Here is a 23,165-nt window from a genome sequence, read left to right as displayed (position 1 = left end):
GATCAGCGCTCCGCCATCGCTAGGGCCGCTTTGTCGTAGACGTCGCGCATGGCCGTTGCCTGCCTCGCCAGCGAAAACCTGCGGCTCCGGCGCAGGGCTGCCCGTCCGAGCTCCCGCCTGTGCTGCGCATCCGCGGAGAGACGGTTGATGCAGGCGGCGAGGTCGTGCGGGTCGCGCGCGTCGTAGAATAACGCGGCCCCGTCCCATAACTCGCGGTAGGTGGCGATGTCGGATAGAACCAGCGGCGTCGCCGACATGGCCGCTTCCAGCGTCGCCAGGCCGAACGGCTCGTAGAGCGATGGCGACACGAAGATTCCGGCGCGTGCCATCAGGGAGCGCATCTCATCATGCGGTAGCGCTCCGAGAGCGACGGCATGGCTGAAGCCGGCGCGCTGGCCGTCCGGACCTAGCGTGGAACCGGCTGCAAAGACGGGCCATTGCGTTATCGACGCGGCCTGGTCGATCACCGCGGCGTTCTTGGCTTCATCCCACCAGCGGGCGGCGGCGAAGACGAGCGGTTGACGCTTTTCGGCTTTCGCTACCGGGCGGGCGCCGTTGGCGACGACATTAAGATGCGCGATTTGTCCATAGCAGGTTTCGAGCATGCCGGCGTGGCTGTGGCTCGGCGCGATGACGGCGTCGGCCCTGTCGAAGCCGCGCCTGTTGCGCTGCCTCTGCCAGTCCCATGCGCTGTCCACCGCCTGTCCCTTGACGGCATGGAACCATGTGACCACGCAGGAATGCGAGACCACCACGACAGGGCAGGGCGCATCGAGCCCCACTGCCTGCGTCGGCGCATTGAGATGAACAAGGTCGATGGCGTGGTCACGAATGGGCGCATGCAGCTCCCCCGGCAACGCATCGAGGTCGCTGGCATTGCGGGTCATCCAGTCCGGCGGCGTGTTCAGCCAGCTCAGTGTCGCCAAGGACTGTGCTTCTTCGGCCTGTTGCGTGGATGGTTCCGGACCGAGACCGGCGAGCAAAACGCTGTCCCCGCCATCCACGAATTCCCGCGCCAGATCAAGCGCGTACCGCCACACGCCGCCCACGGCATCGACCGTCATCAAGATGCGCCGCGAACGCGGGGTCAGTGTCCGCAACATGTCGCCTCCAGTTCCGCCAGCGGACGCGGGCGCTTCTCCTGGATGTCGCTGAATTTTTGGAACGAGGCGAGATAGTGTTCATGCGCGCGCTCCCACGCGATGTCATCGGGCTCGCCCCAAAGCTCGCGATAGCTGGGCGAACTCGGGTAGGGATAGAGCGGTACCGGCTCATTGGCCCATACGCCGTTGTCGATCAGGTGGTTTCGCCAGTAGTCGACCAGGGCAGGGTCATCTTCGACCACGCCGATCAGATTGGCCTGGACGAACGGAACATGGCGTCTTGCATCGACGAGCAGCGCGGCGAGTTCCTCCGTGCCCAGGCGGCAGCGCTTGGCCAGCATGGCCCGGCCCTCCACCGTCAGGCTTTCGAGGCCCGCTTCGATTGACACGCAACCGGCCGCGCCAAGCAATTCCAGCAACTCGGGCTTCCACAGGTCGATGCGGGTCTGTACGCCGAATTTCACGTCACGGTCGACCAGTGCCTCCAGCAAGGCTTTCTGCGGCAGGAAAATCTCGTCGATGAAGTAGATATAGCCGACACCTTGGGCGATCAGCCGGTCTATTTCCGTCACGACCGCCTCGTGATTTCGGCGGCGATAGGCATCGCGGAAATCCATCTTGGCGCAGAAGCTGCAATTGTAAGGGCAGCCGCGCGACGCCTCGACTTCCGCGCCGAACCCCACCTGGTGGTCGTCGAACCTGTGATGGTGGTGCGCGTGCGCGGCGATCCAGTCCGATGGCCATTCGAGCGGCGGATGGTCGATGAACGAACTGGCGTGGACGCCGCCGTTCGAGATCAGCCTTGCTTCGCTAAAGTAGGCGGTTGACGACACCGCACTCCAATCATCGCGCCGTGCAAGGTCGGCCACGACCTCCTCGCATTCGCCGCGCACGATGATGTCGACGCCGAGCTTGCGCAGCGTTGGCGCCGGTGTCGCCGAGCCATGCGGCCCGACCGCGACGGTGCGCCCGCCCCGCCCGGCAAGACGGTTGAGAAAATCGGCCGGCACGCGCAATTCCGGCGGCGCGCAGCGCCAGAACAGATAGGTCGGCGCGGTGGTGACGACCGTCATTGCCGGCGCGAACTCGGCCACCCGTTCGGAAAGGCTGGAATTGTCAAGCTTCTGAAGCTGTCCGTCCAGCATCAGAACCTCATGGCCAGCCCGTTCGAGCAAGGCTTTCGAGTAGCCGAGTTCCAGGGGTAGATGCGGTTGGCGGCAGCCGAAATAGATGCTGTCGTCGTAGGTCCAGAATGGGTTGACCAACGCGATTTTCATGCGACGTACCTCTCGGCTTCGGCGTGGGGTTCGAGCCGGTGACGCTGCAACCATTCGGCGAGGTCGCGGATGCCTTCGCGCCACGAAACATGCGCCGTCCAGCCAAGCGTGGTTTGCATCTTCCTGGTATCGGCGACGAAGAAGGGCTGGTCGCCCGTCCGCTCTGCCTCATAACGGATCGACAGTGCTCGATCCGTCAGGGTACCGATCTCGCTCAACAGCATGCGCAGGCTGAGCGCATTTTTCGGTCCGCCGCCGAGATTGAACGCCTGGCCCGTGATCGTCTCGATCCGGTCGAGCACGGCCCTGTAGGCTGCAACCGCATCGGAGACGTGCAGGATGTCGCGCACCTGCCTGCCGTCGCCGTAAATGGTTATCGGCCGCCCCGAAAGCGCGCAAAGCAGGAAGTGCGCAACCCAGCCCTGGTCCTCCGTTCCGAACTGGCGCGGACCGTAGATGCAGCTCATCCGCAGGACCGCAGTCGGCAAGCCATAGGACTTGGCGTAGTCGAGCACGTACTGGTCGGCCGCGCCTTTGGAGCAGCCATAGGGTGTGCAAAAGTCCAGGCTGCGGCCCTCGCCGATACCCTCGGTGCGGATCGCAGGGTGGCAGGGCACATAGCGCTCGCCCTCCGGGCGAACTGCGATGTCGGGGAGGCTGCCGTACACCTTGTTGGTGCTGGCGAAGATCACCGGGATGCGTTCGCCGCTCTGTCGCGCCGCCTCCAGGACGTTGAAAGTTCCCCTAAGGTTAATGTCGAAATCCTCGCCCGGCCGAACCAGGCTGGTGGTAACGGCGGTCTGCGCGGCCAGGTGGAATATGGCTTTCGACCCCGTGAGGGCCGAAGCCAAGGCGTTGGCGTCGCGCACATCGACAGTTTCCACGGTGAGGCGGCTTCCATGCTTGTGCGACAACCATTCAAGGTTCTGTTCGACACCGGGGCGACTGAGATTGTCGATCACCAGCACCGGCTCGCCGTCCGACAACAAGCTGTCGGCGAGATTGGACCCGATGAAGCCGCTGCCGCCGACGATGGCGACAGGTGCTTCGCGACGATTGCGTCTACCCGGCTTCATGACACCAGCCCGCGTTCTTCGAGCTCGCGTTTCATGTCGGCGCCGCGATCGATGGCAATCGTGTTGCGCACCCAGGAAACGAAGTCGCCGAGGGAATTCTCCAACTGCCGCCCTGGTTCGAAACCCAGCAGTTCGCGCGCCTTGGAAATGTCGGCGAAGCAGTTGCGAATGTCACCGGAACGCGCTTTGCCGAGCAGCTCGGGCGAGCGGTCCGGCGTTCCCATGGCCTCGGCCAGCAGGCGCGCGACATCGCGGATCGCATAAGCCCGGCCGCTTCCGATGTTGATGACGTGGCCTTTTGCCTGGCGTTGCTCCAGCGCCAGGCGAAAAGCGCGGGCGACGTCACGTACATGAACGAAATCGCGCTTCTGCTGGCCATCTTCGAAGATCATCGGCCGCTTGCCGTTGGCCAGACGCGAGGCGAAGTTGGCCAGCACGCCGGTATAGGGGTTTGAAAGCGCCTGTCCGGCGCCGAAAACGTTGAACAGGCGCAGCGCCACCGCATCGACGCCATAGGCTTCGCCGAAGATCAGCACGGCGCGTTCCTGGGCATATTTCGTCAATGCATAGATGGAGGCGAGATCGATCGGCTTTTCTTCGTCTGTCGGCAATGGCGAGAGAGGTTCACCGTCCGCAGACAAGGGATTCCATTGTCCGCCTTTGAGGTCGTTGGCCTTGCGCCGGGCGTTGCCGACGCGCCGGCCGTCGGGCGTGGCGTACAGACCTTCGCCGTAGACGCTCATCGAGGACGCGACGACGATCCGCTCGACCGGGTGCTTGATCAACACCTCGAGCAGTGTTGCAGTGCCGAGATCGTTGGCGCCGACATAGCGGGCGATCTCGTACATGGATTGGCCGACGCCGACTTCCGCAGCCAGGTGAATCACCCCGTCGACGCCGTTCAGCGCCTTGGTGACGGCTTCGCGATCGCGCACGTCGCCCTTGATCAGTTCGGCTCCAGCGGGAAGGTTAACCGCTTCGCCTGCATGCACCTGATCCAGCAATGCATCTAGGATACAAACCGAATAACCGTGATCGGCGAATTCTTGTGCGACGTGGCGACCAATGAAACCACAGCCCCCTGTGACCAGTATACGTTTCACGACAACTCCTCGGACTGGTGACCTCGGCGCCCCCAACTTCTCGGCAAAAGCTTTGTTCCCTGCGCATCAACAAAGTTCTCCTGGCGGTTTCATTCGACAGCAGGCGCATCGCACCACGCGACGGGTGCTGGAACATTGCCTGCCGTGTGCTGTTAGGACGCTCAACAGTTGCCGCGGTGCATGCGCGGCGAGAGAGCAGGCCCAAAGGAGATTTCGATGTCGCAATCGCAGACGACCACCAATCACGAGGAGATTCGCAAATGGGCCGAGGAGCGGAACGGCCGGCCGGCAGTGGTGCGAACCAAGGGCGAGGGCGGCATCCTGCGGATCGATTTCGGCGAGCCCGAGGAGGCATTCGAACCAGTCGAATGGGACGAGTTCTTTCGGATATTCGATGAGAACCGTCTGGCTTTTCTTTACCAGGCCAACACCGGCGGCGGGCAAACCAGCCGTTTCAACAAGTTCGTCGAGCGTGACCAAAAGGGCTGACCGAGGGCCGGCTGGCGATCAATCGGAAACCTGGTTCGGCTCAGTTCAGAAGCCTTGCGCCGCCGGACTTTGCCAAATCGCGCATGATGGCGTTAAGCCAGTCTTCGGTGGACTGGCCGATCCGCCTTTGGTCGATGTCACGGATCGCTCGCTCGAGCGTCCTTTCGACAAGCCGGTCGGAGGCTTCCACATCCCCCAGCAACAGACGTGCCGCAAGCCTGAGCTTGGGCAGGAGCGAAAACACGTCATCCGGCGAACTTGGCACAAAGCCGCTCGCCTCAGCCGGGCCTTGCGGCGGGAAAAGGGCGTTGAATACAGCCCCGCTGCCCGAGGATTTTCGCAGGTTGCTGGCATGCCGGAGATGTTCGGGAATGGCGATATCGCTGTCACCGCTGAAAAACACGAACGGGACGCCGCGGCGCATCAGTTCGTCCGCGATCGGAAAGACACGTCGCCCGTTGAGGTTGACGTCGAGGATGGCAGCCTCGGCCGATTCAGTGTGCAATGATGCTTGTTCGACCGTCGCTGCCGGTCCCAGGATGATCGCACCCATATTGCTGAAATAGCGGGCGAGATCTCCGGCTACCATCCATTCGTCTTCGACGATCAGAAGATGCACCCCTTGCAGATCGCGCACCTCGTCATCCTTTCTCGACCGGTATCTCGTGGAAACAGTCTCCCTGGCCGAGCCTGCCGGCGTTTCGGCACGAGCCCGGCCGAAATCGTCGAGCAATTCCACGCCGTTGACTCCATGTGCGTCGGGAGCTTTGTTTCAGAATGGACGTTTGGTCATTGAACACGTGAACTCCAAATTCAACGCCATCCGTCGCGACTTGTTCCGTATCTCCGCCGCGCCTATGCTTACCTGCTGTCCAGCCTGCTTCATAAGTGATTTCGCACACAGGTGCCGAAAGGGGAACTTCCAGTGACAGCCCAGGCGAAAAGATTTCCCATCGTGGGCGTCGGCGCGTCCGCCGGCGGGATTCCGGCGATGGAAGGGCTGTTCAAGGGGATGACCGATCAGCCCGGCATGGCGTTCGTCGTCATTACTCATCTCAGCCCTAAGCGAGAGAGCCTGTTGCACGAGGTCGTCGGCCGCTACACCGAAATGGCGGTCGAAATCGCGGCGGACGGCATGGTCGTTCAACCGAACCACGTCTATGTCATGCCGCAGAACGTGACCATGACCATCGACAAGGGAATGCTGCGCCTGCGCCGGCCCAATGGGTTCAGCCAGGAGCGCAAACCCATAGACATCTTCTTCAGCGCACTGGCCGAAGACCAGGGCGAACATGCCGTCGGCGTCATCCTGTCGGGCGGAGATTCCGATGGAACCTTGGGCGCCAAGGCGATCAAGGAGCATGGCGGGCTCACCGTTGCGCAGATCTCCGACGGCTACGGCCCGCGCAACCCCGATATGCCGCAGAGCGCCATCACCAGCGGACTTATCGATATAGCCGCGCCCGCCGAGGAGATCGGCACGAAACTGGAAGCCTTCACGCGCGGCTTCGACGCGTTGAATGGGTTGGCGGAGGAGGATAGCGTCCGCACGGCGGGTATGGAAAAGGTCCTGTCCCAGATCTACGGCATCCTGCGCAGCCACTCAGGCCATGATTTCTCGGGCTACAAGACCAAGACGTTCCTGCGACGCATCAAGCGGCGCATGCAGATCGCGCAGATGCAATCCATTGGCGCATACGTGGAATGGCTGCAGAAGGACCCTCGCGAGGTGATGAACCTTTTTCGCGACCTGCTGATCAACGTCACCAACTTCTTTCGCGATCCCGAGGCCTTCGAACTGCTCGAGCGAAAGATCGTACCGCAACTCTTCGAAGGCAAGACCGCCAACGACATCATCAGGGTGTGGATTCCCGGCTGCGCCACAGGCGAAGAGGTGTTCTCCATCGGCATCCTGCTGCGCGAACATGTGGAAAAGCTCCCGGTCGTTCCGCGAATCCAGATATTCGCGACCGATATCGACGAACCGGCGCTGGCGGTGGCGCGGGCAGGGCGCTATCCTGAAGCCCTGCTGCAGGGACTTTCCCCCGAACGCCGCCAGCGGTTTTTCAATGGCGACGGGGACACCTATGTCATCAGCAACGAGATACGGGAGCTGTGCATCTTTTCGCCGCACAGCGTCGTTCGCGACCCGCCTTTCTCACGCATGGACCTGGTGTCGTGCCGTAACCTGCTGATCTATTTCGGCCCCGCCATTCAGAACCGGGTCATTCCTATTTTCCATTACGCCCTGAAGCCCGGCGGTTATCTTTTCCTCGGCACCTCGGAGAGCGTCGGACAGAACGACGATCTGTTCGCTACCGTCGACAAGAAACATCGCATCTTCCAGGCGCGGGAGCATGCCTCGCCGCATGTCAGGCTGCCGGCCCTGATCGGCGATGGCCGTTCAGGCGCATTCCCGTCCGAGAGCACTGGCTTGAGGAAGGGAGCCGCCGGTTATCCCCTACGCCAGGCGGTCGAGGCGCAGGTGCTGGAGCGCTTCGCCCCCCCGCATGTGCTGGTCAACGCCGAGGGCGATGTCGTCTACTACTCAGCTCGCACCGGCAAATATCTCGAAGCGCCGCAAGGCATTCCCAGCCGGCAACTGTTGACAATGGCGCGCCGTGGGCTGCGACTCGACCTGCGCGCCGCGCTGCGGGAAGCGACGTCGACGCGCCGGACCGTCATACGGGAAAATCTCACGGTCGAGGAGGATGATGAGCGGATCCAGCCGATCAAGCTCACCATTGAGCCGCTGGCGGAACGCGACAATGGCGAGCCGCTCTATCTCGTCCTGTTCGAACCGTCGGGACCTACGCAGATCCGCACAGACGAAGGCGGCAGCCATGACACCGACAGCACCGCCGATCTGGAGCGAGAACTGCGCGATGCGAGGGAGCGCCTGCAATCGACGATCGAGGAATATGAGACCGCACTGGAAGAGGTGAAATCGTCCAACGAGGAACTCGTCTCTGTCAACGAGGAGGCCCAGTCGACCAATGAGGAACTTGAGGCCTCGAAGGAGGAAATGCAGTCGCTCAATGAGGAACTGAACACTATCAATGCCGAGTTGACGAACAAGATCGAGGAACTCGATCACGCCAACAGCGATCTGCGCAACCTGTTCGAAAGCACGGAGATCGCGACCATTTTCCTCGATCGCAATCTAGTGGTGCGGACCTTCACGCCCGCGGCTTCGTCGTTCTTCAGTCTGCGACCCTCCGACGTCGGCCGGCCGCTGACGGACCTGTCGAGCCAGTTGGAGTATCCCGAGTTGAAGCAGCATATCGCCGAGGTGTTCGAGACAGGCGAGACCCTGAACCACCACCTTGCGCGCGACAGCGCCGGGCGGTTTCACATGGTCCATATCAATCCCTATCGGGACAAGAGCAACCGCGTTCAGGGTGTGGTCGTGACACTGGTCGACGTCACCACTCTGGCTCAGGCGGAAGAACATCAGCAGGTTCTCATCTCTGAGCTCAACCACCGGGTCAAGAACATGTTGGCGGTGATCGTCAGCATTGCGAGCCGCACGCGGGAGAAATCCGTGTCGAAGGATGAATTCGCGGAAGCCTTGATCGGACGCTTGCATGCGATGTCGCGGGCCTATGGATTGTTGAGCCGGAAAAGCTGGAAGGAAGCTTCGGTCAGCGAGCTGCTTCACCAGGAGCTCGAGCCGTTTGGCATTGAACGGTTCGAACTGAACGGCCAGGAGATAGAACTTGGACCGCAACAGGGTCTTTCCCTTAGCATGGCCGTCCACGAACTGGCCACCAACGCGGCCAAATATGGCGCTCTTTCCAAACCTCGTGGCAAGGTGGTGGTGATGTGGTCGATCGCTGACGACATGTTCACGCTTACCTGGCGCGAGAAGGACGGTCCCCCTGTCAATGAACCCGTCGGCAGCGGCTTCGGCCTCACGCTGCTGCAGGGAGAGATCGGCTACAGGCTTGGCGGCCATGTCGAAACCGTTTTTCGCAAGGAAGGCCTCAACGTTCAGATCGCATTTCCCGTTAACCGGAAGGAGGGGTCGTGAACGACGGACCGCGCGTCCTGGTTGTCGAGGATGAATGGCTAATCGCGGAAGACACCGCGTTAGTCCTGCGTAGCGCCGGTTACCAGGTGGTCGGTCCCGCGCCTTCGGTAGCCGCGGCGCTTCGTCTCGTCGGCTCGGACAAGATCGACATGGCGTTGCTGGACATTCAGTTGAACGGTGAAACGAGCCTGCCCCTCGCGGAGACATTGCAGGCGCAGGGTGTTCCCTTCGCCCTCATGACGGGATTTGGCGCGCGCGACCTACCGGCATCCTTTCGCGACTGCAAATTCGTGCCCAAGCCGGCGACTGAAGCAGCTATCCTGGCTGCGCTGGCCGACCTGGGGTCGCTGCGCGACGTTTCGCGTTGACGGGCACTCGAAGGGCGCCACAGGATCAGTCCAAGGGCTTGTCCGTCGGTCGCGGAGTCGTGCTGGGCTGCCGGGGACGACCGGCATTTCGATTGGCTGTGGGATTGTCCAGGGGAGGGGCTGAAGGGTGAGATCCTCCGGCAGTCTTCGGCGTCGGCGATTTCGCCCCTGCGTCCGTATCACCGGCGTCTCGCCTCGGGTGTGGCAAACCATCGGTGTTCGGAGACCGAATAACGGGTTTCGAGCGAGAATTCTCGTTGGCCATGGCGGCACCCTTCTTCCGAACCGAACTCAGCGGGTCAATCGCCGACACAACAGAAAGTTCCGAACTGCCAATGCCGATCGGGCGGGCGTCCAACGGATGCCGGGAATGAGACAGCTCTTGCCTCTGGAATTGCGACATCTCAGCCATGCGGCCGCATAACCACCTTGATGCAACCATCCTGCTTGTCTCGGAAGGTCTTGTAGAGGTCCGGCCCGGCTTCGAGCTCGGCTCTGTGGGTGATGACGAAAGACGGGTCGATCTCGCCATTCTGGACCTTGGCCAGAAGTGGTTCGAGATAGCGCTGGGTATGGGTTTGGCCCATTCGGAAGGTCAGCCCCTTGTTCATCGCGGCGCCGAACGGGATGTGATCGACCAGGCCGATATAGACGCCGGGAACCGAGATGGTGCCGCCCTTGCGGCAGCAATAGATCGCCTCTCGCAGCACATGCGGCCGATCGGTGCCGAGATAGACGGCGGCCTTCACCTTGTCGAGCATGGCGTCGGCGCTGGCGCCGGGGTCGGATTCAGTGCCGACGCAGTCGATGCAGCGATCCGGGCCGCGGCCGTCGGTCATCGCCATCAGTGCGTCGTAGATATTGGAATTGCTGAAGTCGAGCGTCTCTGCTTTGCCGTGTTCACGCGCCATGGCCAGCCGCTCCGGCACCTTGTCGATGGCGATGACGCGGCCGGCGCCGAGCATCCACGCGCTCTGGATGGCGAATTGGCCAACCGGGCCGCAACCCCATATCGCGACCGTATCGCCCGGCTCGATGCCGGCGTTCTCTGCCGCCATGTAGCCGGTCGGGAAGATGTCGGAGAGAAACAGCACCTGTTCATCTTCCATTCCCTCCGGCACCTTGATCGGACCGACATCGGCGAACGGAACCCGCAGATATTCCGCTTGTCCGCCCCAATAGCCGCCGACAAGATGCGAATATCCGAAAAGGCCGGCCGGCGATTGACCCATCGCTTCGGCGGCCTGTTTTGCGTTGGGATTCGAGCGGTCGCAAAGCGAAAACAGCCCGTTCTGGCAAAACCAGCACTCGCCGCAGGAAATGTTGAACGGCACCACCACCCGGTCACCCTTCTTGAATTTCGAATGGCCCTGACCAACCTCCACCACTTCGCCCATCGTCTCGTGGCCAAGCACGTCGCCCGATTTCATCTTCGGCATGTAACCGTTCATCAGGTGGAGGTCGGAGCCGCATATGGCGCAGCAGGTAACCTTGATGATCACGTCGCGGTCATCCTCGATGACGGGATCGGCCACTTGGTCGCAGCGTATGTCGCCTTTGCCGTGCCATGTAAGGGCTTTCACGATGTTGCTCCTGAGTTTCGAGGGTGCGTTTCATTGGTGAGACGCGCGTTTCTCGTGCGTGGCGCCGAAGATGCCGCCGGTCAGTCCTGGGACGCCGAGCCCGGCGCAGCCATCTCGCGGTGCTGTTCGGCCAGCGTACCCGCTGGCGTGACATGCGCAGCGGCGACCTGAAGCTTGTTCTTCCAGCCGCTGACCACCTGTTCTTCGCCAGTCATCATCGCTTCGTAGCCGGCCTTGGCAACGTCGGCCGGATTGTCCTTCTCGTCGGTGCCGACCTTGGTGTCCATCATCTCGGCGCGTTCGAAGAAGCGTGTCTGCGTGGCGCCGGGCATCAACACGGTCACCGTGACGCCGGTGTCCTGCAATTCGTGACGCAAGGCGATCGCGAAGGAATCGATGAATGCCTTGGTGCCGTTGTAGACGGCCTGGAAAGTCCCGGGCATGAAACCGGCGATCGACCCGGTGAAAAGAATGCGCCCGCGCCCGCGGCGAGCCATCTTGGCGCCGAGTTCATGCGCGAGACACACCGTTCCGGTGATATTGGTGTCTATGATGCGCCGGATCTTCCCCCAGTCCTGGTCGACGAAGCCATTGCCGAGCCCGCGTCCAGCGTTGAGAAACAGCAGGTCGATGTCACGCTCGCCGATTCGGGAGATCAGCCGATCCACGCCTTCGACGGTCGCGAGATCGGCCTCGACGGCTTCGACTGCGATATTATGTGAGCCGAGTGCCTCGGCGGCCTGCTGGATTGCCGGTTCATCAGCCGCAACGACGAGATCGTAGCCGTCCTTCGCGCAGAGTTTCGCAAGTTCCTTGCCTATGCCGCTCGAGGCGCCGGTGACCACTGCGAGTTTTGCATCCGTCATGATTTCCTCCGTCGTGCCGGCCGAACCAGCAGAGGAGATGATTGTTCCGTGGATCGGTATCGTCCGGTCGGCGCCCGCCGGGAGTCTGACTTCTGCTCTTGGCCGGGCGATGGATTTTCGGAATTCGGGCGGGAACAACGGGTTGGTACCGCAGTTCGGCGCATGCAGGAGGAACATGATGCAACATGCTGATAAGATCGCGCTCCGGCGTGTGAAAATGCTTGTCGAGCAATATGTGCTGACCAGGAGCAGGCGATATGATTTCGTGTCGACGGAGCTGGCTTGCAGGGCCATTCGTGAGGTGATGCGCAGCCCCATCGAAGATGCCGAACTGGATCGCATGTTGGCCAAAAGCGCGGCCAGGCAGGGGCTTTCGGTGCGATTCGACCGGATGGAAGCTTGGCAGGCTGCTTCGCCATCTCCCACCGAAGGAGTATCGATATGAGAGCCGTGTTGCTGATGCTGGCACTGGTCTGTCTGGCCGGGTGCAACAATCCCGATCCCGACAAATCCAAAGCGGATACGAACAGTCAGCCGGTCGACAAAAACCCCACAACCGACACGAACCCCACCCCACAAACCACCACCGGCGGAGATCAGCAAGGCACCCAACCGGCCCAGCCGGCATCCCCTAAGCCGGCTGGCGGCTAGCTACCGGCCTGGCCCACAGGCTGGGACCGCCATAGAGCAGTTCATCGTCTGCGGAAACGGCTAACCACTCTGTGTTGTTGTTTTTGCGCAATTCCTAAGGGAAAGCGCACCGCGCTTTTCCCCGGAAAGCCGTACACACTTTTCCTGGATTGCTTTAGTGGCGCGCCGAGCTTCTCGTTCTGGGTTCCCTGGCAACAATTCTGACGGGTACCGATTTGACGGCGGGGACGTGAGCCTTCTTGGCCCGGTGCCACAGAGGAACCAGGGGATTGAGTTCCGGATAATAACCGGCGCAGTTGCCTTCGGGCACGGAGTAAGGGGTGATGCGCAAACCTCGAACCCGCCGCTCCACGCCATCATCGGCATGGGTTTCCAGATCGATTTCCTGCCCGGCGCTCAATCCGAACCGCTGAATGTCGGCCTCGTTCATCAACAGGACCATGCGTGTGCCGTGTATGCCGCGCAGTCTGTCATTGTACCCATAGACGGTGGTATTGAACTGGTCATTGGAGCGCACCGTTATCAGCGTCAGCACATTGTGACCCGAAACATCGATGTCCGGGTCTGTTTCAAGCGTCGTCGGCAGCTTGAAATTGGCTTTCTTGTTCGGCGTCTCCCAGACCCGTTTCGAGGCCTTGATATCGCGGTGAAAGCCTCCCGGCGTCAGGAACCGCTTGTTGAACTCACGAAAATGCTGCGGGTAACAACGCTCGATCTCATCGCGGATAAGGGAATAATCGGCGACCCATTTATCCCACGGGATCGAACTCACCCCCGATACGGTGGCCTTGGCCAGTTCCGCCACGATCTTCGGTTCGGAAAGCAGATGCGGTGAAGCCGGCGGACGCGAACCGAAGGAGCCGTGGATACAGGCGGTGGAGTCCTCCATCGAAACGGTCTGGTCGCCGCTCGCCTGATGGTCCCTTTCCAGCCGCGACAGGCAGGGCAGCAGATAGGTCACCGCCCCTGGCAGCAGATGGCTGCGGTTGAGCTTGGTGGCGACTTCGACATGCAGCCCAAGCCGACGCCATGCTTTCTCGATCAGGCCGGTTTCGGGAACGGCGCGAACGAAATTGCCGCCGAGTCCGATGAAGCCTTTCACCGAGCCGGCGATGACGCCCTCGCAGGCCTCGACCGTGTCGAGACCCTTCTCGCGTGGCGGCTCGAAATCATAGAACCGGGCGAACTTGTCGAGCGGGACGAGCTCGGGCTTTTCGGATATGCCGACAGTGCGCTGGCCCTGGACATTGGAATGGCCACGCAGCGGTGAAATGCCGGCGCCGGGCTTTCCCATGTTGCCGCGCATGAGCAGCAGGTTGCATAGCATCTGGACGTTCTCGGTACCGTGCCGGTGCTGTGTCAAACCCATGCCGTAATTGCCGATCACCGCATTGGAGCGGCTGTAGACCTCGGCGACATGTTCGAGATCCGCCTGCGCAATTCCCGAGCGCCTGACGACTTCGTCCCACCTGGCTGCCCGCAAGTAAGCCTCGAATTCGGCAAAACCATCCGTGTGCTCGGCAATGAAATCGACGTCGAGGACGCGCGGATTCCCGTGTTCCCGTGCCGCGTCGTCGAGCGCCAGTACCGCCTTGGCGATGCCGGTCATGGCGGCGATGTCGCCGCCGCTGCGGACCTGGAAGAAGTCGCTGGACATCTTCGTGCCGGGCCCCGGCGACAGCATCTCAAGGGGATCTTGCGGATTCTTGAAGCGCTTCAGCCCCCTTTCCGGCAAGGGATTGAAGGTGAACACCGGCACCCCGCGTTGACGAGCCTCTTGCAGCGGATGCAGCAGCCGCGGCGCCGTCACCCCGGTGTTGTGGCCAAAAAAGAACATCATGTCGCACTGGGAGAAGTCCTCGAGCTGCACGGTTCCAACCGGCGAGCCGATCGATTCGGGCAGCCCGACCGAGGTCGATTCGTGGCACATGTTGGAAGAATCGGGCAGGTTCGATGAGCCATAGATACGCGCAAAGAGCTGATACATGAACGAAGCCTCCAACGAGGCCCGGCCGGATGTGTAGAAGACGACCGATTTCGGATCGAGCCGCCGAAGCTCCATCCCGATCTCGAGGAACGCGTCATCCCAGGAAACCGGTTCATAGCGGTCGGTTACGGCATTGTAGCGCAGGGGATCCGTAAGCCTGCCCTGTTTTTCGAGGTCACGATCCGGCCAGTCGAGCAGTTCGGTGACCGTATGTCGTGCGAAGAAATCGGGGCCGCAACGCAGCTTCGTCTGATCCCACATGGTCGCCTTCGCGCCATTTTCGCAGAACTCGAAGGGCCGCGGATCGGCCGGCTTGGCCCATGAACAGGAAACGCACATGTAGCCATCGGCCTTGTTCTGCTTGAGCAGCGTGCTCCATATGCCCGACATCAGCAGGCCTTCGCCGTATGCCTTGCGGACCAATGACCTCAGGGATCCCCATCCGCCCGTGGGATGGTTGTATTTTTTTGTTTCGATACGGTCGGTTACGGCAGGTTTCATCGAGATCGTCCTTGAAGAACCAATACCGAACCTCGCCCGTCACCGATTGTTCCCGCGGCTCCGTGCAGGGTTGGCGTCGAATCTTGCGTGTCGAAGCCGACGCGACCGAGGAGCGATCGCGGCTGGTTGTGGAACTATTTTCGTGATCGGCTGTTCGGCTTGGGAAGGGAGCCTGGCAATGGTGCGACGCAATGCAGTGCTTTCGCTCGTGATAGCCGCCATCATCATCATCGGCTTCCTCATAGGATTTCTCTATGCCGACATGGGCTGGCATACCTCGCCACTGAAGCGGGCGCCTGAACAGAACCGGGGCGGTAACGCGCCGACGGATACTTCGCCAGCCGCGGGTGTCCGGAAAAATCCCCAGGAAAACACCGAAATGCCGGGGCAGCAGTAGCGACCTCGAACGGGATCCCGCGCGAAAGGATGTCATGCTGTCAGATCCTACCGTGCTGATCTTGATGTATTTCCTGCTGCCGGTCTGGTTGGCCGCCGGATTTGCCGACTGGATCTGCCGTCGCGCCTCTCACATCGAATCGACGACAGGCGCCAAGGAGTCGTTGATCCACCTTCTGATGTTCGCCGAGGTCGGAATACCTTTGCTGGCCGCCATGTTTCTTGACGTGAATGCTCTCATCATTCTCGTCATGATCGTCACCTTCTTCGTCCACGAGGCGACAGCGATGTGGGACGTCAGCTACGCCACCACCGCCCGCACCGTCACGCCGATCGAGCAGCACGTTCACAGCTTCCTGGAGATGATCCCGCTGATGGGGCTGGTCAGCGTCATTTCCCTCCACTGGGGACAGTTCCTCGCCTTGTTCGGGGCAGGGACGGAAACCGCGCGCTTCGAACTTGTCTGGAAATCGCAGCAACTGCCGGTGACCTACATTGCCTGCGTGATGGCCGTGATCCTGCTTTTCGAACTGCTTCCCTATCTGGAAGAGCTCGTCAGGGGATTGCGGGCCAATGCCGGGAAACTGATCCCGTCGAAGGCCAGGCGAGGAGATCCGGGCCAGACGACATGGCGTTGACACGGATCGCGCGGCAGCACCCCTCCAGCCGCCGGCGTCGGATATCCCGCCGGTCCGCAATGCCAGCATCCTTGTGCGGAACATTTCTGCCGGGCTGGCCATTGAGCGAGCGGGCATGGCAGCGATGGGGAGTGCGATGATGGGATTTCTATCCGACCTCGACAAGAAACTGACGGACAATGTCTACGAACATGGCAGCCAACTCACCGATTCCGCCGCGGATCTCCCGCAGACGGTCGGCGAAATTGTCGAACGGCTGATGCCTTTCGTCCAACCTGAGGCGCGCGAGACGGTCAAGGCTCAGATTCTGGGCCTGATCCACGAGTACAAAGCCGAGCGCACCCGGAGCGCCGCCGAGCAGGATCATCCAGACTGAACTACCCGTTCTGGTCTATCGCGTGAGGCGCCGGCTGGCTGCCGCCCCCGCTGCCCGATGTATCGCGCCCGAACCATATCCAAGCCGCGACAAGCACAATCACCACGATGGCTATCCAGGCAATGAGACGGGGCATCGAGGGGTCCTTCCCTGCCAGTCGATCGTTCGGGCGGCGCGGCGATCAGGATGGAAGTCGAACCGCCCGCCTCCTCGTTAATCCGATTGCCGATCCTTTGTTCCGCTCGAGCTGGTCCCCGTCGCTGCCGCTTGGCACCTGCCGCGGCCGACAGGCTTGCACTCCGTGCTGGGCTCGATCGTGGTTGACGGGGAGGGCGGGCGCGCTAGATCAAAACTTACGCCGAACATGGTTTTCGTTGGTGGGGGAGGTCATTCGTGTGGCGGGTCCAACGCCGGATCTAATTCTTAGCGGTCGTCGCCTTGGCCGCAACAGCGCATGCCTGCTGTTGCTCATGGCCATGTCGACCGCGTGCTCGTCCTCGGACCAGATCGAACAGCAATCCCGAACTGCCGCCTCGACGGCGCAGACCGTATCAATGACGCTTGATGCCTGGGCGGCGGGAGCTGCCCCTTCCAAATATGCTTCGGGCACGCTGCAATCGGCCGGCACGACACTGGCCGATATCGACGCGAAGATCCGATCGGCCACTACGGCTGAACCTGCCGAGCAGGCTGCGTTGGCGGAGGCGGTCAAGGACCTGTCGATCGCGGTGAACCGCGCCCAGGCGGGAGTGCAAGCGGACCGCCGCCCGCAAGTGCAGGAGGCTCAGGAAGATATTCGGACGGCCACGCGCTCCCTGGCCGCCGCTTACTTCAGATATTTCGCGCCGAAGCCATGAAGAAGCTCCTGGAAATATCGCTGGGCATCGTCACCAGTGTTGGCGGCTTCCTGGAAGTCGGATCGATGGCGACGGCAGCCCAGGCAGGTGCGACCTTCGGGTTTCAGCTGATCTGGGCGGTGGTTCTCGGCACCATCTGCATCATTTTTCTGGTCGAGATGGCCGGCCGGTTTGCCGCCGTGAGCCATCACACGATCTCTGACGGGATCCGGGAACGATTTGGCTTCAACGTTTCGCTATGGCCATTGCTTGCCGCCCTGCTGGTCAATTTCATGGTGCTGTCCGCCGAGATCGGTGGTGTTGCCATCGCGCTCGAACTTGCCACCGGCATTGGCTTTCAATGGTGGGCTTTACCCGTGGCTTTGATGGCATGGCTGTTGCTGTGGAAAGGCACGTTCGGGCTGATCGAGAAAGGCGTGTCGATACTCGGCCTCGTGACGCTGTGCTTCGTGGTCGCAGCGGTGATGCTGAAGCCCGATTGGACAGCTGTCGCGTCCGGCGCGGTGCCTACACTGCCGGCCCACGACGCGGCGAATTACTGGTACATGGCGGTCAGCATTCTTGGCGCTTCGATATCGCCTTACCTGTTCATGTTCTATTCCTCGGGGGCTATCGAGGACCAGTGGGACAGAAGCTATCTCGGAACCAATCAGGCCATCGCCGGACTGGGCATGGCGTTTGGCGGCACCATTTCGATCGGCGTCTTGATGGTGGCCGCGCTCGTGCTTGCAACGCACGGCATCGATCAGGTCGACGACTATCATCAATTACCATTGATGCTGATCCCGATATTCGGCTTCTGGGGCTTCGTCCTGTTCGTTGCCTCGCTCGCCATCGCTTGCTTCGGCGCCGCACTCGAGGTTGGGCTGCAACAGGCTTATCTGGTGGCGCAAGGGTTTGGATGGAACTGGGGCGAAAACCTCAAGCCACGCGACGATCCTGGCTTCAGTGCCGTCTACACGGTATCATTGTTTCTGGCCGCCATCCCCATCATGCTTGGGCTCGATCCGCTGAAGCTCACCATTTTTTCCATGGCGCTGACCGCCGCCAGCCTGCCGCTGACGGTAATTCCTTTCCTTTTCCTGCTGAACGACAAGCGCTATGTCGGCGAGCACCGCAACGGCATTGTCTCGAATGCCGCGGTGATCTTCATCATCGGGCTTGGTTTCGTGCTCGCCGTGGTGACCATTCCCCTGCAGATATTCGGAGGCACGTGATGGATTTGCTGCGCGACATCCTCGACAAGCAGATCGTCGACCGCGAGCAGGTCAAGATCGGCAAGATCGACGGGCTGGTGGCGGAGTTGCGGCCGGGCAAGCCGCCGAGGATCATCGCGGTCGAGCTCGGCTCCGTCACCTTGGCGCGTCGCCTCGGCGTACGGCCAGGGCGTTGGATGACGCAGCTCGCGGCAGCGTGGGGCGGCAAACGCCATCGCAAGCCGCACCGGATCGCCTGGAAGAAGGTCCAGGACATAGGCGTCGACATCCAGTTCGATATCGATGTGCGCGAAACCTCGATCTTCGCCTGGCAGGACTGGCTGCGCGACCATGTCATCGGACGCATTCCGGGAGCTTGATGATGTCCACCGTCAACCTCGAACATCTGGCCGGACGACGCGTTCTCTCGCGGCAAGGCGAAAGCATCGGCTATATCGAGGAGATACGAGCCGAACCGGCCGGCGACGACTTCGTCGTTACCGAATTCCATGTCGGTATCTACGCCGCTTTCGAGCGTCTCTCGGCCTCGACCATCGGTACGGCGGTGCTGGATTTCTTCCGGCTGCGCCGTCGCGACGGCCTGTACCGTATTCCCTGGGACAAGCTCGACATCTCCGATCCTGCACGGCCGAGGCTGCTGTGTTCGACAACGGAACTTTCCGGCATGAAGGGCGCGCCCGAATTTCATCCACGAGCGAGGCAGGATCGATGACGACCCAGGCGGACGGCCGCGCGAAAAGTGCTCGAACTCAGCCAAGGGTTATCTGATGCTGTCTGCACTCAGGATGATGCGCCTTACCGCAGCAGGCTGGCTGCCAGGAACACCGCGGCCGCTATCAGTACGACGGCCGCAATCACCATTAGCGGCCAGTTGCTGCGGGGCTGCAGTTCGGGCTCGTTCTCCACCGGCCGCATCGCGTTGGCGAAGCTGGCATCGTTTTCGAATTTTGGCCGGAGAGAACGCTGCGGACCTGCTTCAGTGACCGGGTTCTGCGTGTCCGCCGCCTCGGCGTCGGTCTCGAACGGGGCAACTGCAGGATCGAATCCGGGCGTTTTGTCCCGTGTGGCTCCGGCCTGAACTTCTCCCCTGGCTGCGGCAGGTGTGGAATTTGAAATCTTGGCCATGAACTCTCCTCGGAACCCAATTCGGCAAGTTCGCTCGGTCGACAGATTGACGCTCATGGGTCGCATTTAAAATCAAATCTCGCAGCCGCCGATTTGTTCCGCGCCGCGGTCCCGATGTTGAAGGTCTCCTGGCCGGCTGTGGGGCCTGTCCGAAGGCGCTTGCAGCGCATCGCACGGCGCCGGAACAAAGCCCATCCTGGCTTGTTAGGGCGCATCGTAAGTTCGCGCATCGACAAGGACAAAGCCAATGAAAACGCGACACCTTCTTGCCTCGCTCGCCGCTGCTTCCATGCTTATCGCAATGCCTGCTTTGGCTGCTGCCGACAGCGCCCAGGATTTCGTCGACAAGGCCGCCGTCGGCGGCAAGTTCGAAGTCGACTCAAGCAAGATTGCCCAGGACAAGGCCCAGGATCAAAGCATCAAGAATTTCGCGCAGACGATGATCCGGGACCACGGCGCGGCCAACGCCAAGCTGGAAACGATTGCCGGCGAACAGAAGTTGAAGATGCCGACGGCGCTCGATGCGCAGCATCAGGCCGATCTGGATAAGCTCCAGAACGCACAGCCGCCAATCGATCCGGCCTATGTGGACATGCAGCGCAAGGCGCACGCCGATGCCGTCAATCTGTTTGAAAGCTACGCCCGCGACGGCGACAACGCGGCCCTCAAGACGTTCGCCCAGCAGACGGTCGATACGTTGAAGATGCATCGGCAGATGATCGAAAAGATCGCCGCCGGCCAGGACTCCATCACGGGAGCGACAACGCCCGCTGTGAAAACCACGAACACGCCCAATGCCGCGGCCCTGGTGCCCGGCGCAAACAGTTTCACCGAGACCCAGGCAAAGAGCCGCATCGAGGATGCCGGCTATTCCAATGTGTCGAAGCTTGCCAAGGACGATCAAGGCATCTGGCGCGGCCAGGCGACCAAGTCAGGCCAAAGTGTCGCCGTCGGGCTCGACTATCAGGGCAACGTCGTCGCCGACAGCAAATGAGCCCGATCAGGAGATATCAAAATGAAAACCGTAACTGCACTGTTCGACAACTACGACGACGCAGCCGACGCGGTCGGCGAACTGGAAGCGTCCGGAGTGCCACATTCCGATATCAGCATCATCGCCAACAACTCGGATGGCTGGTACGAGAGAGATCGTTCCGAAGCCGCTGAAGATGCCGCGAGCGGTGCAGGGATAGGGGCCGTGGTCGGTGGCGCCGGCGGTTTGCTGACAGGGTTGGGCGTCATGGCCGTTCCGGGCGTCGGACCTGTGGTTGCGGCCGGATGGCTTGCCGCTACCGCCACCGGGGCGGTTGCCGGCGCGGTGGCTGGTGGTGCGGCGGGCGGTATCATTGGCGCTCTGACGGATTCGGGCGTTTCCGAAAACGATGCAAATGTCTATGCAGAGGGCGTACGTCGTGGCGGTACGCTGGTGACGGCCAAGGTGGACGATGGGCTTGTTCCGGAAGCCGAGGACATCCTGGGTCAGTCCAGCTCGGTTGACGTGATGGAACGCCGCAGGGCTTACGAGGCGGATGGCTGGACCGGCTTTGACGTCAACGCGGGCGACTATGTCCCTGAGCGCGACGGCGGCAGGGCAATAAACCGGCCCTGAAGAACAAGCCTGCCAGGGCGGCGGGGCACTTTGCAGCCAGGCCGGCGTGGGTGCCTCGCCCGAAATTTGATCTTCGGGACATGTGCGAGGGATGTTTGGACCGCTGATCGAGTTTGCTGTGGGCCACAGTAGCTACAATCAATCCTTGTCCTGATGATAGAGCCGATCGGTGGCTCGATCGCTTTCTCTGCGTTCTGCGGGACCGCGGCGACGTCGAGTGACAATGACGTAGGCCAGCAACACGAGCAGCAACAATGGCCCGCCGGCGACGACGATCAACCACATGACGCTTTCAAACATGGGACGTCTCCTTTCCCTCACAACCGGCAAGGAGAAGAACCGTTCCGCGCGTGGACGACGGCGCCCGGATCAATCTGCCTTCAATTACCGGCCACGTTCGTAGGTTCCGACGAGTTCTGCCTGCTCCAGCAAATGTTTTTGCGCCTCCTGCCAGATACGCTCCACGCCCGTGCTTGCGGGGATAGCAAGGTTCGGCGTGTCGAGCGCCGCCAGCCGGAAGTGGTAGTGATGGACACCGTGGCCCGCAGGCGGTTCAGGGCCGTCGTAATAGGCGTTACCGAAATCGTTCCGCGCTTGCCTGAGGGCCTGTGGACCCGGTCTGCCGCTTTCCGCTTGGGGCAACTCCTGCACCTCCGGCGAAATATTGAACACCCCCCAATGGCCGAACATTCCGCTCGGCGCGTCGGGATCCTGGACGACAAGGACGAGGCTCTTTGTGCCGTCCGGTACCCCGGCCCACTTCAGAGGCGGAGATACGTTCTTGCCGTCACGAGTATAGGCTTCGGGGATCTCTCCGCCGTCGGCAAAGGCGGGGCTACTGAGCGTCAGGGGCATGGTTCGCACTCCTTTCGAGGAACATTCGATCGCATCACCGCCGCATCGCAAAGCGTGCCGGAATTGTTTGCGGTCATCGAATTGCTTGCGAGCACGTTCCGGCGCGGCTCAAGCGCGCTGCGGCTCGAAAGGATCCTAAGATCCCGTCATAAGCGGCTTGAGGACGAATATGGCCAAGAGGCCAATAAAAAACACGGCGGCGATCACGACACTCCAGGTGATGAGCTTTCCGGTACCGCGTTGCTCTTCCTCGCGAGACAGGTCTTCCGGCATTTCGCGGATCCTCCTGTAAGGTTCGATGATTTGACAACCTGTTTTGTCGAGGCAGGTTCCCGGCAGCCAAATCCAGAGCAGGACCCGCAGTTCAACTCGAACGCACCCCGCTCTGGACAGGAAGGCTGCCGGGCGCCTAGCGCCGCGCCGCCCCGCGGCTAAGCGGCTTTCTCAAGAGCGCGCTCATTGACCCCGCCTTCGCCTAAGCCTGTAAGCGCTTCATCGGTTGCCACTTCCTCTTTGAGCGTCTCGTTCAGGAGCTTGACCGCGTCGCTCTTGCCAAGCTGTTCAGCCCACGCGATCAACGTGCCGTAACGTGCGATTTCATAGTGCTCGACCGCCTGTGCCGCTCCGACCAGTCCTGCATCCAATGCTGGGTCGCCCTTATAGTCGTCGAGAATCTCCGACCCCTCTTCGAGAATGCCGTCGATTGCCGGACAGGTCTTGCCGCGGGCTGGCTTGTCCATCAGATCGAACACCTGTTCGAGGCGGTCGACCTGGCCTTCGGTTTCCACGCGATGTTTCTCGAACGCCGCCGCGACCTCCTCGGACTCGGCACCCTTGGCCATCTTGGGCAGCGCCTTTAGTATTTTCTTTTCGGCGTAATAAATATCCTTCAGCCCGTCGAGGAACAGGGCTTCCAGCCCTTTCGTCGCCGCCTTCTTCGCAGTCGCCATGTTTTCGTCTCCCTAAGGTTGTCATGAAAGCTCCACCACCGGTGCAGCTTTCCATAACCTTGAACACGGGCCGTTGTTCCCGCCGGATCGAGACAAAGACAAGGA

25 protein-coding genes are annotated in these 23,165 nt (G+C 61.4%); 12 read left to right on the top strand and 13 right to left on the bottom strand.

Annotated elements, in window-relative coordinates:
- Positions 1-2: 2 nt before the first annotated feature.
- The 4 genes from FJ490_RS21705 to FJ490_RS21690 are packed head-to-tail and all read right to left on the bottom strand — an operon-like array spanning position 3 to position 4,559.
- Positions 3-1,103 (bottom strand): glycosyltransferase family 4 protein, encoded by a 1,101-nt coding sequence (locus FJ490_RS21705; protein ID WP_140729452.1) that lies wholly within the window; start codon positions 1,101-1,103, stop codon positions 3-5.
- Positions 1,088-2,380 (bottom strand): TIGR04295 family B12-binding domain-containing radical SAM protein, encoded by a 1,293-nt coding sequence (locus tag FJ490_RS21700; RefSeq protein WP_140497414.1) that lies wholly within the window; start codon positions 2,378-2,380, stop codon positions 1,088-1,090. Before FJ490_RS21700 ends, FJ490_RS21705 begins: the two co-directional genes overlap by 16 nt.
- Positions 2,377-3,456: an NAD-dependent epimerase/dehydratase family protein gene (locus tag FJ490_RS21695; RefSeq protein WP_140561678.1), complete on the bottom strand. Its 1,080-nt coding sequence runs from the start codon at positions 3,454-3,456 to the stop codon at positions 2,377-2,379. Before FJ490_RS21695 ends, FJ490_RS21700 begins: the two co-directional genes overlap by 4 nt.
- Positions 3,453-4,559 carry an SDR family NAD(P)-dependent oxidoreductase gene (locus FJ490_RS21690; RefSeq protein WP_140561676.1) on the bottom strand — a complete coding sequence of 369 codons (1,107 nt, stop codon included), beginning with the start codon at positions 4,557-4,559 and terminating at the stop codon, positions 3,453-3,455. Before FJ490_RS21690 ends, FJ490_RS21695 begins: the two co-directional genes overlap by 4 nt.
- A gap of 216 nt (positions 4,560-4,775) precedes the next feature.
- Between FJ490_RS21690 and FJ490_RS21685 the strand changes: the two genes are divergently transcribed.
- Positions 4,776-5,048, top strand: coding sequence for a hypothetical protein (locus FJ490_RS21685; RefSeq protein WP_140497420.1), 273 nt, complete (start codon positions 4,776-4,778; stop codon positions 5,046-5,048).
- A 40-nt stretch (positions 5,049-5,088) separates the two neighbouring features.
- On the opposite strand, the gene FJ490_RS21680 is transcribed toward FJ490_RS21685, so the two are convergent.
- On the bottom strand, positions 5,089-5,685 hold the full coding sequence (locus FJ490_RS21680) for a response regulator (RefSeq protein WP_140497422.1): 597 nt from the start codon (positions 5,683-5,685) through the stop codon (positions 5,089-5,091).
- 288 nt (positions 5,686-5,973) lie between these two features.
- Between FJ490_RS21680 and FJ490_RS21675 the strand changes: the two genes are divergently transcribed.
- Both FJ490_RS21675 and FJ490_RS21670 read left to right on the top strand, forming a co-directional pair.
- Complete coding sequence (locus tag FJ490_RS21675) at positions 5,974-9,081, top strand: CheR family methyltransferase (RefSeq protein ID WP_140561674.1); 3,108 nt, start codon at positions 5,974-5,976, stop codon at positions 9,079-9,081.
- Positions 9,078-9,449: a response regulator gene (locus FJ490_RS21670; RefSeq protein WP_140515210.1), complete on the top strand. Its 372-nt coding sequence runs from the start codon at positions 9,078-9,080 to the stop codon at positions 9,447-9,449. Before FJ490_RS21675 ends, FJ490_RS21670 begins: the two co-directional genes overlap by 4 nt.
- A gap of 404 nt (positions 9,450-9,853) precedes the next feature.
- Here FJ490_RS21670 and FJ490_RS21665 read toward each other — a convergent pair whose 3' ends face one another.
- The 3 genes from FJ490_RS21665 to FJ490_RS21645 form a co-directional block, all read right to left on the bottom strand.
- Positions 9,854-11,032, bottom strand: coding sequence for a zinc-dependent alcohol dehydrogenase (locus FJ490_RS21665; RefSeq protein WP_140729453.1), 1,179 nt, complete (start codon positions 11,030-11,032; stop codon positions 9,854-9,856).
- Between the two features lie 80 nt (positions 11,033-11,112).
- Entirely contained in the window at positions 11,113-11,898 is a 786-nt protein-coding gene (locus FJ490_RS21660; RefSeq protein WP_140729454.1) for an SDR family NAD(P)-dependent oxidoreductase, read from the bottom strand.
- An 805-nt stretch (positions 11,899-12,703) separates the two neighbouring features.
- Positions 12,704-15,037 (bottom strand): FdhF/YdeP family oxidoreductase, encoded by a 2,334-nt coding sequence (locus FJ490_RS21645; RefSeq protein WP_140729455.1) that lies wholly within the window; start codon positions 15,035-15,037, stop codon positions 12,704-12,706.
- A gap of 142 nt (positions 15,038-15,179) precedes the next feature.
- Here FJ490_RS21645 and FJ490_RS21640 point away from each other — a divergent pair, with 142 nt between their 5' ends.
- The 7 genes from FJ490_RS21640 to FJ490_RS21610 all read left to right on the top strand — a co-directional run bounded on the left by FJ490_RS21640 (position 15,180) and on the right by FJ490_RS21610 (position 19,233).
- Positions 15,180-15,434 (top strand): hypothetical protein, encoded by a 255-nt coding sequence (locus tag FJ490_RS21640; RefSeq protein WP_246675619.1) that lies wholly within the window; start codon positions 15,180-15,182, stop codon positions 15,432-15,434.
- A 34-nt stretch (positions 15,435-15,468) separates the two neighbouring features.
- Positions 15,469-16,071, top strand: a complete 603-nt coding sequence (locus tag FJ490_RS21635) for a diguanylate cyclase (protein ID WP_140729456.1) — start codon at positions 15,469-15,471, stop codon at positions 16,069-16,071.
- Positions 16,072-16,210: 139 nt separating this feature from the next.
- Positions 16,211-16,447 carry a hypothetical protein gene (locus FJ490_RS21630; RefSeq protein ID WP_140497440.1) on the top strand — a complete coding sequence of 79 codons (237 nt, stop codon included), beginning with the start codon at positions 16,211-16,213 and terminating at the stop codon, positions 16,445-16,447.
- 470 nt (positions 16,448-16,917) lie between these two features.
- Positions 16,918-17,304, top strand: coding sequence for a hypothetical protein (locus FJ490_RS21625; protein ID WP_224647132.1), 387 nt, complete (start codon positions 16,918-16,920; stop codon positions 17,302-17,304).
- Entirely contained in the window at positions 17,301-18,521 is a 1,221-nt protein-coding gene (locus FJ490_RS21620) for an Nramp family divalent metal transporter (RefSeq protein WP_140729457.1), read from the top strand. The genes FJ490_RS21625 and FJ490_RS21620 overlap by 4 nt, the downstream gene beginning before the upstream one ends.
- Positions 18,521-18,880: a hypothetical protein gene (locus FJ490_RS21615; RefSeq protein ID WP_140515218.1), complete on the top strand. Its 360-nt coding sequence runs from the start codon at positions 18,521-18,523 to the stop codon at positions 18,878-18,880. Before FJ490_RS21620 ends, FJ490_RS21615 begins: the two co-directional genes overlap by 1 nt.
- A gap of 2 nt (positions 18,881-18,882) precedes the next feature.
- Positions 18,883-19,233, top strand: a complete 351-nt coding sequence (locus FJ490_RS21610) for a hypothetical protein (RefSeq protein ID WP_140525121.1) — start codon at positions 18,883-18,885, stop codon at positions 19,231-19,233.
- 83 nt (positions 19,234-19,316) lie between these two features.
- Here FJ490_RS21610 and FJ490_RS21605 read toward each other — a convergent pair whose 3' ends face one another.
- Positions 19,317-19,646, bottom strand: coding sequence for a hypothetical protein (locus FJ490_RS21605; RefSeq protein ID WP_140525120.1), 330 nt, complete (start codon positions 19,644-19,646; stop codon positions 19,317-19,319).
- A gap of 247 nt (positions 19,647-19,893) precedes the next feature.
- On the opposite strand from FJ490_RS21605, the gene FJ490_RS21600 reads away from it, so the two are divergent.
- Together FJ490_RS21600 and FJ490_RS21595 are read left to right on the top strand one after the other, a co-directional pair.
- Positions 19,894-20,640, top strand: a complete 747-nt coding sequence (locus tag FJ490_RS21600; RefSeq protein WP_140525119.1) for a DUF4142 domain-containing protein — start codon at positions 19,894-19,896, stop codon at positions 20,638-20,640.
- A 21-nt stretch (positions 20,641-20,661) separates the two neighbouring features.
- A complete protein-coding gene (locus FJ490_RS21595) occupies positions 20,662-21,255 on the top strand; it encodes a general stress protein (protein ID WP_140497452.1) in 594 nt (197 codons plus the stop codon).
- A gap of 138 nt (positions 21,256-21,393) precedes the next feature.
- Here the strand turns inward: FJ490_RS21595 and FJ490_RS21590 are convergent, their stop codons facing one another.
- The 4 genes from FJ490_RS21590 to FJ490_RS21580 form a co-directional block, all read right to left on the bottom strand.
- Positions 21,394-21,555: a hypothetical protein gene (locus tag FJ490_RS21590; RefSeq protein WP_140497454.1), complete on the bottom strand. Its 162-nt coding sequence runs from the start codon at positions 21,553-21,555 to the stop codon at positions 21,394-21,396.
- Between the two features lie 84 nt (positions 21,556-21,639).
- Positions 21,640-22,110, bottom strand: a complete 471-nt coding sequence (locus FJ490_RS21585) for a YbhB/YbcL family Raf kinase inhibitor-like protein (RefSeq protein WP_140729458.1) — start codon at positions 22,108-22,110, stop codon at positions 21,640-21,642.
- A 135-nt stretch (positions 22,111-22,245) separates the two neighbouring features.
- Positions 22,246-22,383 carry a hypothetical protein gene (locus tag FJ490_RS32765; protein WP_181165407.1) on the bottom strand — a complete coding sequence of 46 codons (138 nt, stop codon included), beginning with the start codon at positions 22,381-22,383 and terminating at the stop codon, positions 22,246-22,248.
- A gap of 158 nt (positions 22,384-22,541) precedes the next feature.
- Positions 22,542-23,060, bottom strand: a complete 519-nt coding sequence (locus FJ490_RS21580) for a ferritin-like domain-containing protein (RefSeq protein WP_140497458.1) — start codon at positions 23,058-23,060, stop codon at positions 22,542-22,544.
- Positions 23,061-23,165: the final 105 nt, after the last annotated feature.

This window comes from Mesorhizobium sp. B2-5-11 (assembly GCF_006440835.1).
Lineage (GTDB): Bacteria > Pseudomonadota > Alphaproteobacteria > Rhizobiales > Rhizobiaceae > Mesorhizobium.
Note: the sequence above shows the minus strand (reverse complement) of the source record. Positions and strands in the feature narration are given on the sequence as shown.

What these genes read in the sequence shown, in the direction of transcription:
- FJ490_RS21630 (WP_140497440.1), top strand. Translation starts at nt 16,211, where the DNA reads ATGGGATTTCTATCCGACCTCGACAAGAAACTGACGGACAATGTCTAC.
- FJ490_RS21685 (WP_140497420.1), top strand. Translation starts at nt 4,776, where the DNA reads ATGTCGCAATCGCAGACGACCACCAATCACGAGGAGATTCGCAAATGG.
- FJ490_RS21705 (WP_140729452.1), bottom strand. Translation starts at nt 1,103, where the DNA reads ATGTTGCGGACACTGACCCCGCGTTCGCGGCGCATCTTGATGACGGTC.
- FJ490_RS21635 (WP_140729456.1), top strand. Translation starts at nt 15,469, where the DNA reads ATGCTGTCAGATCCTACCGTGCTGATCTTGATGTATTTCCTGCTGCCG.
- FJ490_RS21620 (WP_140729457.1), top strand. Translation starts at nt 17,301, where the DNA reads ATGAAGAAGCTCCTGGAAATATCGCTGGGCATCGTCACCAGTGTTGGC.
- FJ490_RS21585 (WP_140729458.1), bottom strand. Translation starts at nt 22,110, where the DNA reads ATGCCCCTGACGCTCAGTAGCCCCGCCTTTGCCGACGGCGGAGAGATC.
- FJ490_RS21605 (WP_140525120.1), bottom strand. Translation starts at nt 19,646, where the DNA reads ATGGCCAAGATTTCAAATTCCACACCTGCCGCAGCCAGGGGAGAAGTT.
- FJ490_RS21590 (WP_140497454.1), bottom strand. Translation starts at nt 21,555, where the DNA reads ATGTTTGAAAGCGTCATGTGGTTGATCGTCGTCGCCGGCGGGCCATTG.
- FJ490_RS21615 (WP_140515218.1), top strand. Translation starts at nt 18,521, where the DNA reads ATGGATTTGCTGCGCGACATCCTCGACAAGCAGATCGTCGACCGCGAG.
- FJ490_RS21645 (WP_140729455.1), bottom strand. Translation starts at nt 15,037, where the DNA reads ATGAAACCTGCCGTAACCGACCGTATCGAAACAAAAAAATACAACCAT.
- FJ490_RS21660 (WP_140729454.1), bottom strand. Translation starts at nt 11,898, where the DNA reads ATGACGGATGCAAAACTCGCAGTGGTCACCGGCGCCTCGAGCGGCATA.
- FJ490_RS32765 (WP_181165407.1), bottom strand. Translation starts at nt 22,383, where the DNA reads ATGCCGGAAGACCTGTCTCGCGAGGAAGAGCAACGCGGTACCGGAAAG.
- FJ490_RS21700 (WP_140497414.1), bottom strand. Translation starts at nt 2,380, where the DNA reads ATGAAAATCGCGTTGGTCAACCCATTCTGGACCTACGACGACAGCATC.
- FJ490_RS21595 (WP_140497452.1), top strand. Translation starts at nt 20,662, where the DNA reads ATGAAAACCGTAACTGCACTGTTCGACAACTACGACGACGCAGCCGAC.
- FJ490_RS21610 (WP_140525121.1), top strand. Translation starts at nt 18,883, where the DNA reads ATGTCCACCGTCAACCTCGAACATCTGGCCGGACGACGCGTTCTCTCG.
- FJ490_RS21600 (WP_140525119.1), top strand. Translation starts at nt 19,894, where the DNA reads ATGAAAACGCGACACCTTCTTGCCTCGCTCGCCGCTGCTTCCATGCTT.
- FJ490_RS21695 (WP_140561678.1), bottom strand. Translation starts at nt 3,456, where the DNA reads ATGAAGCCGGGTAGACGCAATCGTCGCGAAGCACCTGTCGCCATCGTC.
- FJ490_RS21580 (WP_140497458.1), bottom strand. Translation starts at nt 23,060, where the DNA reads ATGGCGACTGCGAAGAAGGCGGCGACGAAAGGGCTGGAAGCCCTGTTC.
- FJ490_RS21625 (WP_224647132.1), top strand. Translation starts at nt 16,918, where the DNA reads ATGGCCATGTCGACCGCGTGCTCGTCCTCGGACCAGATCGAACAGCAA.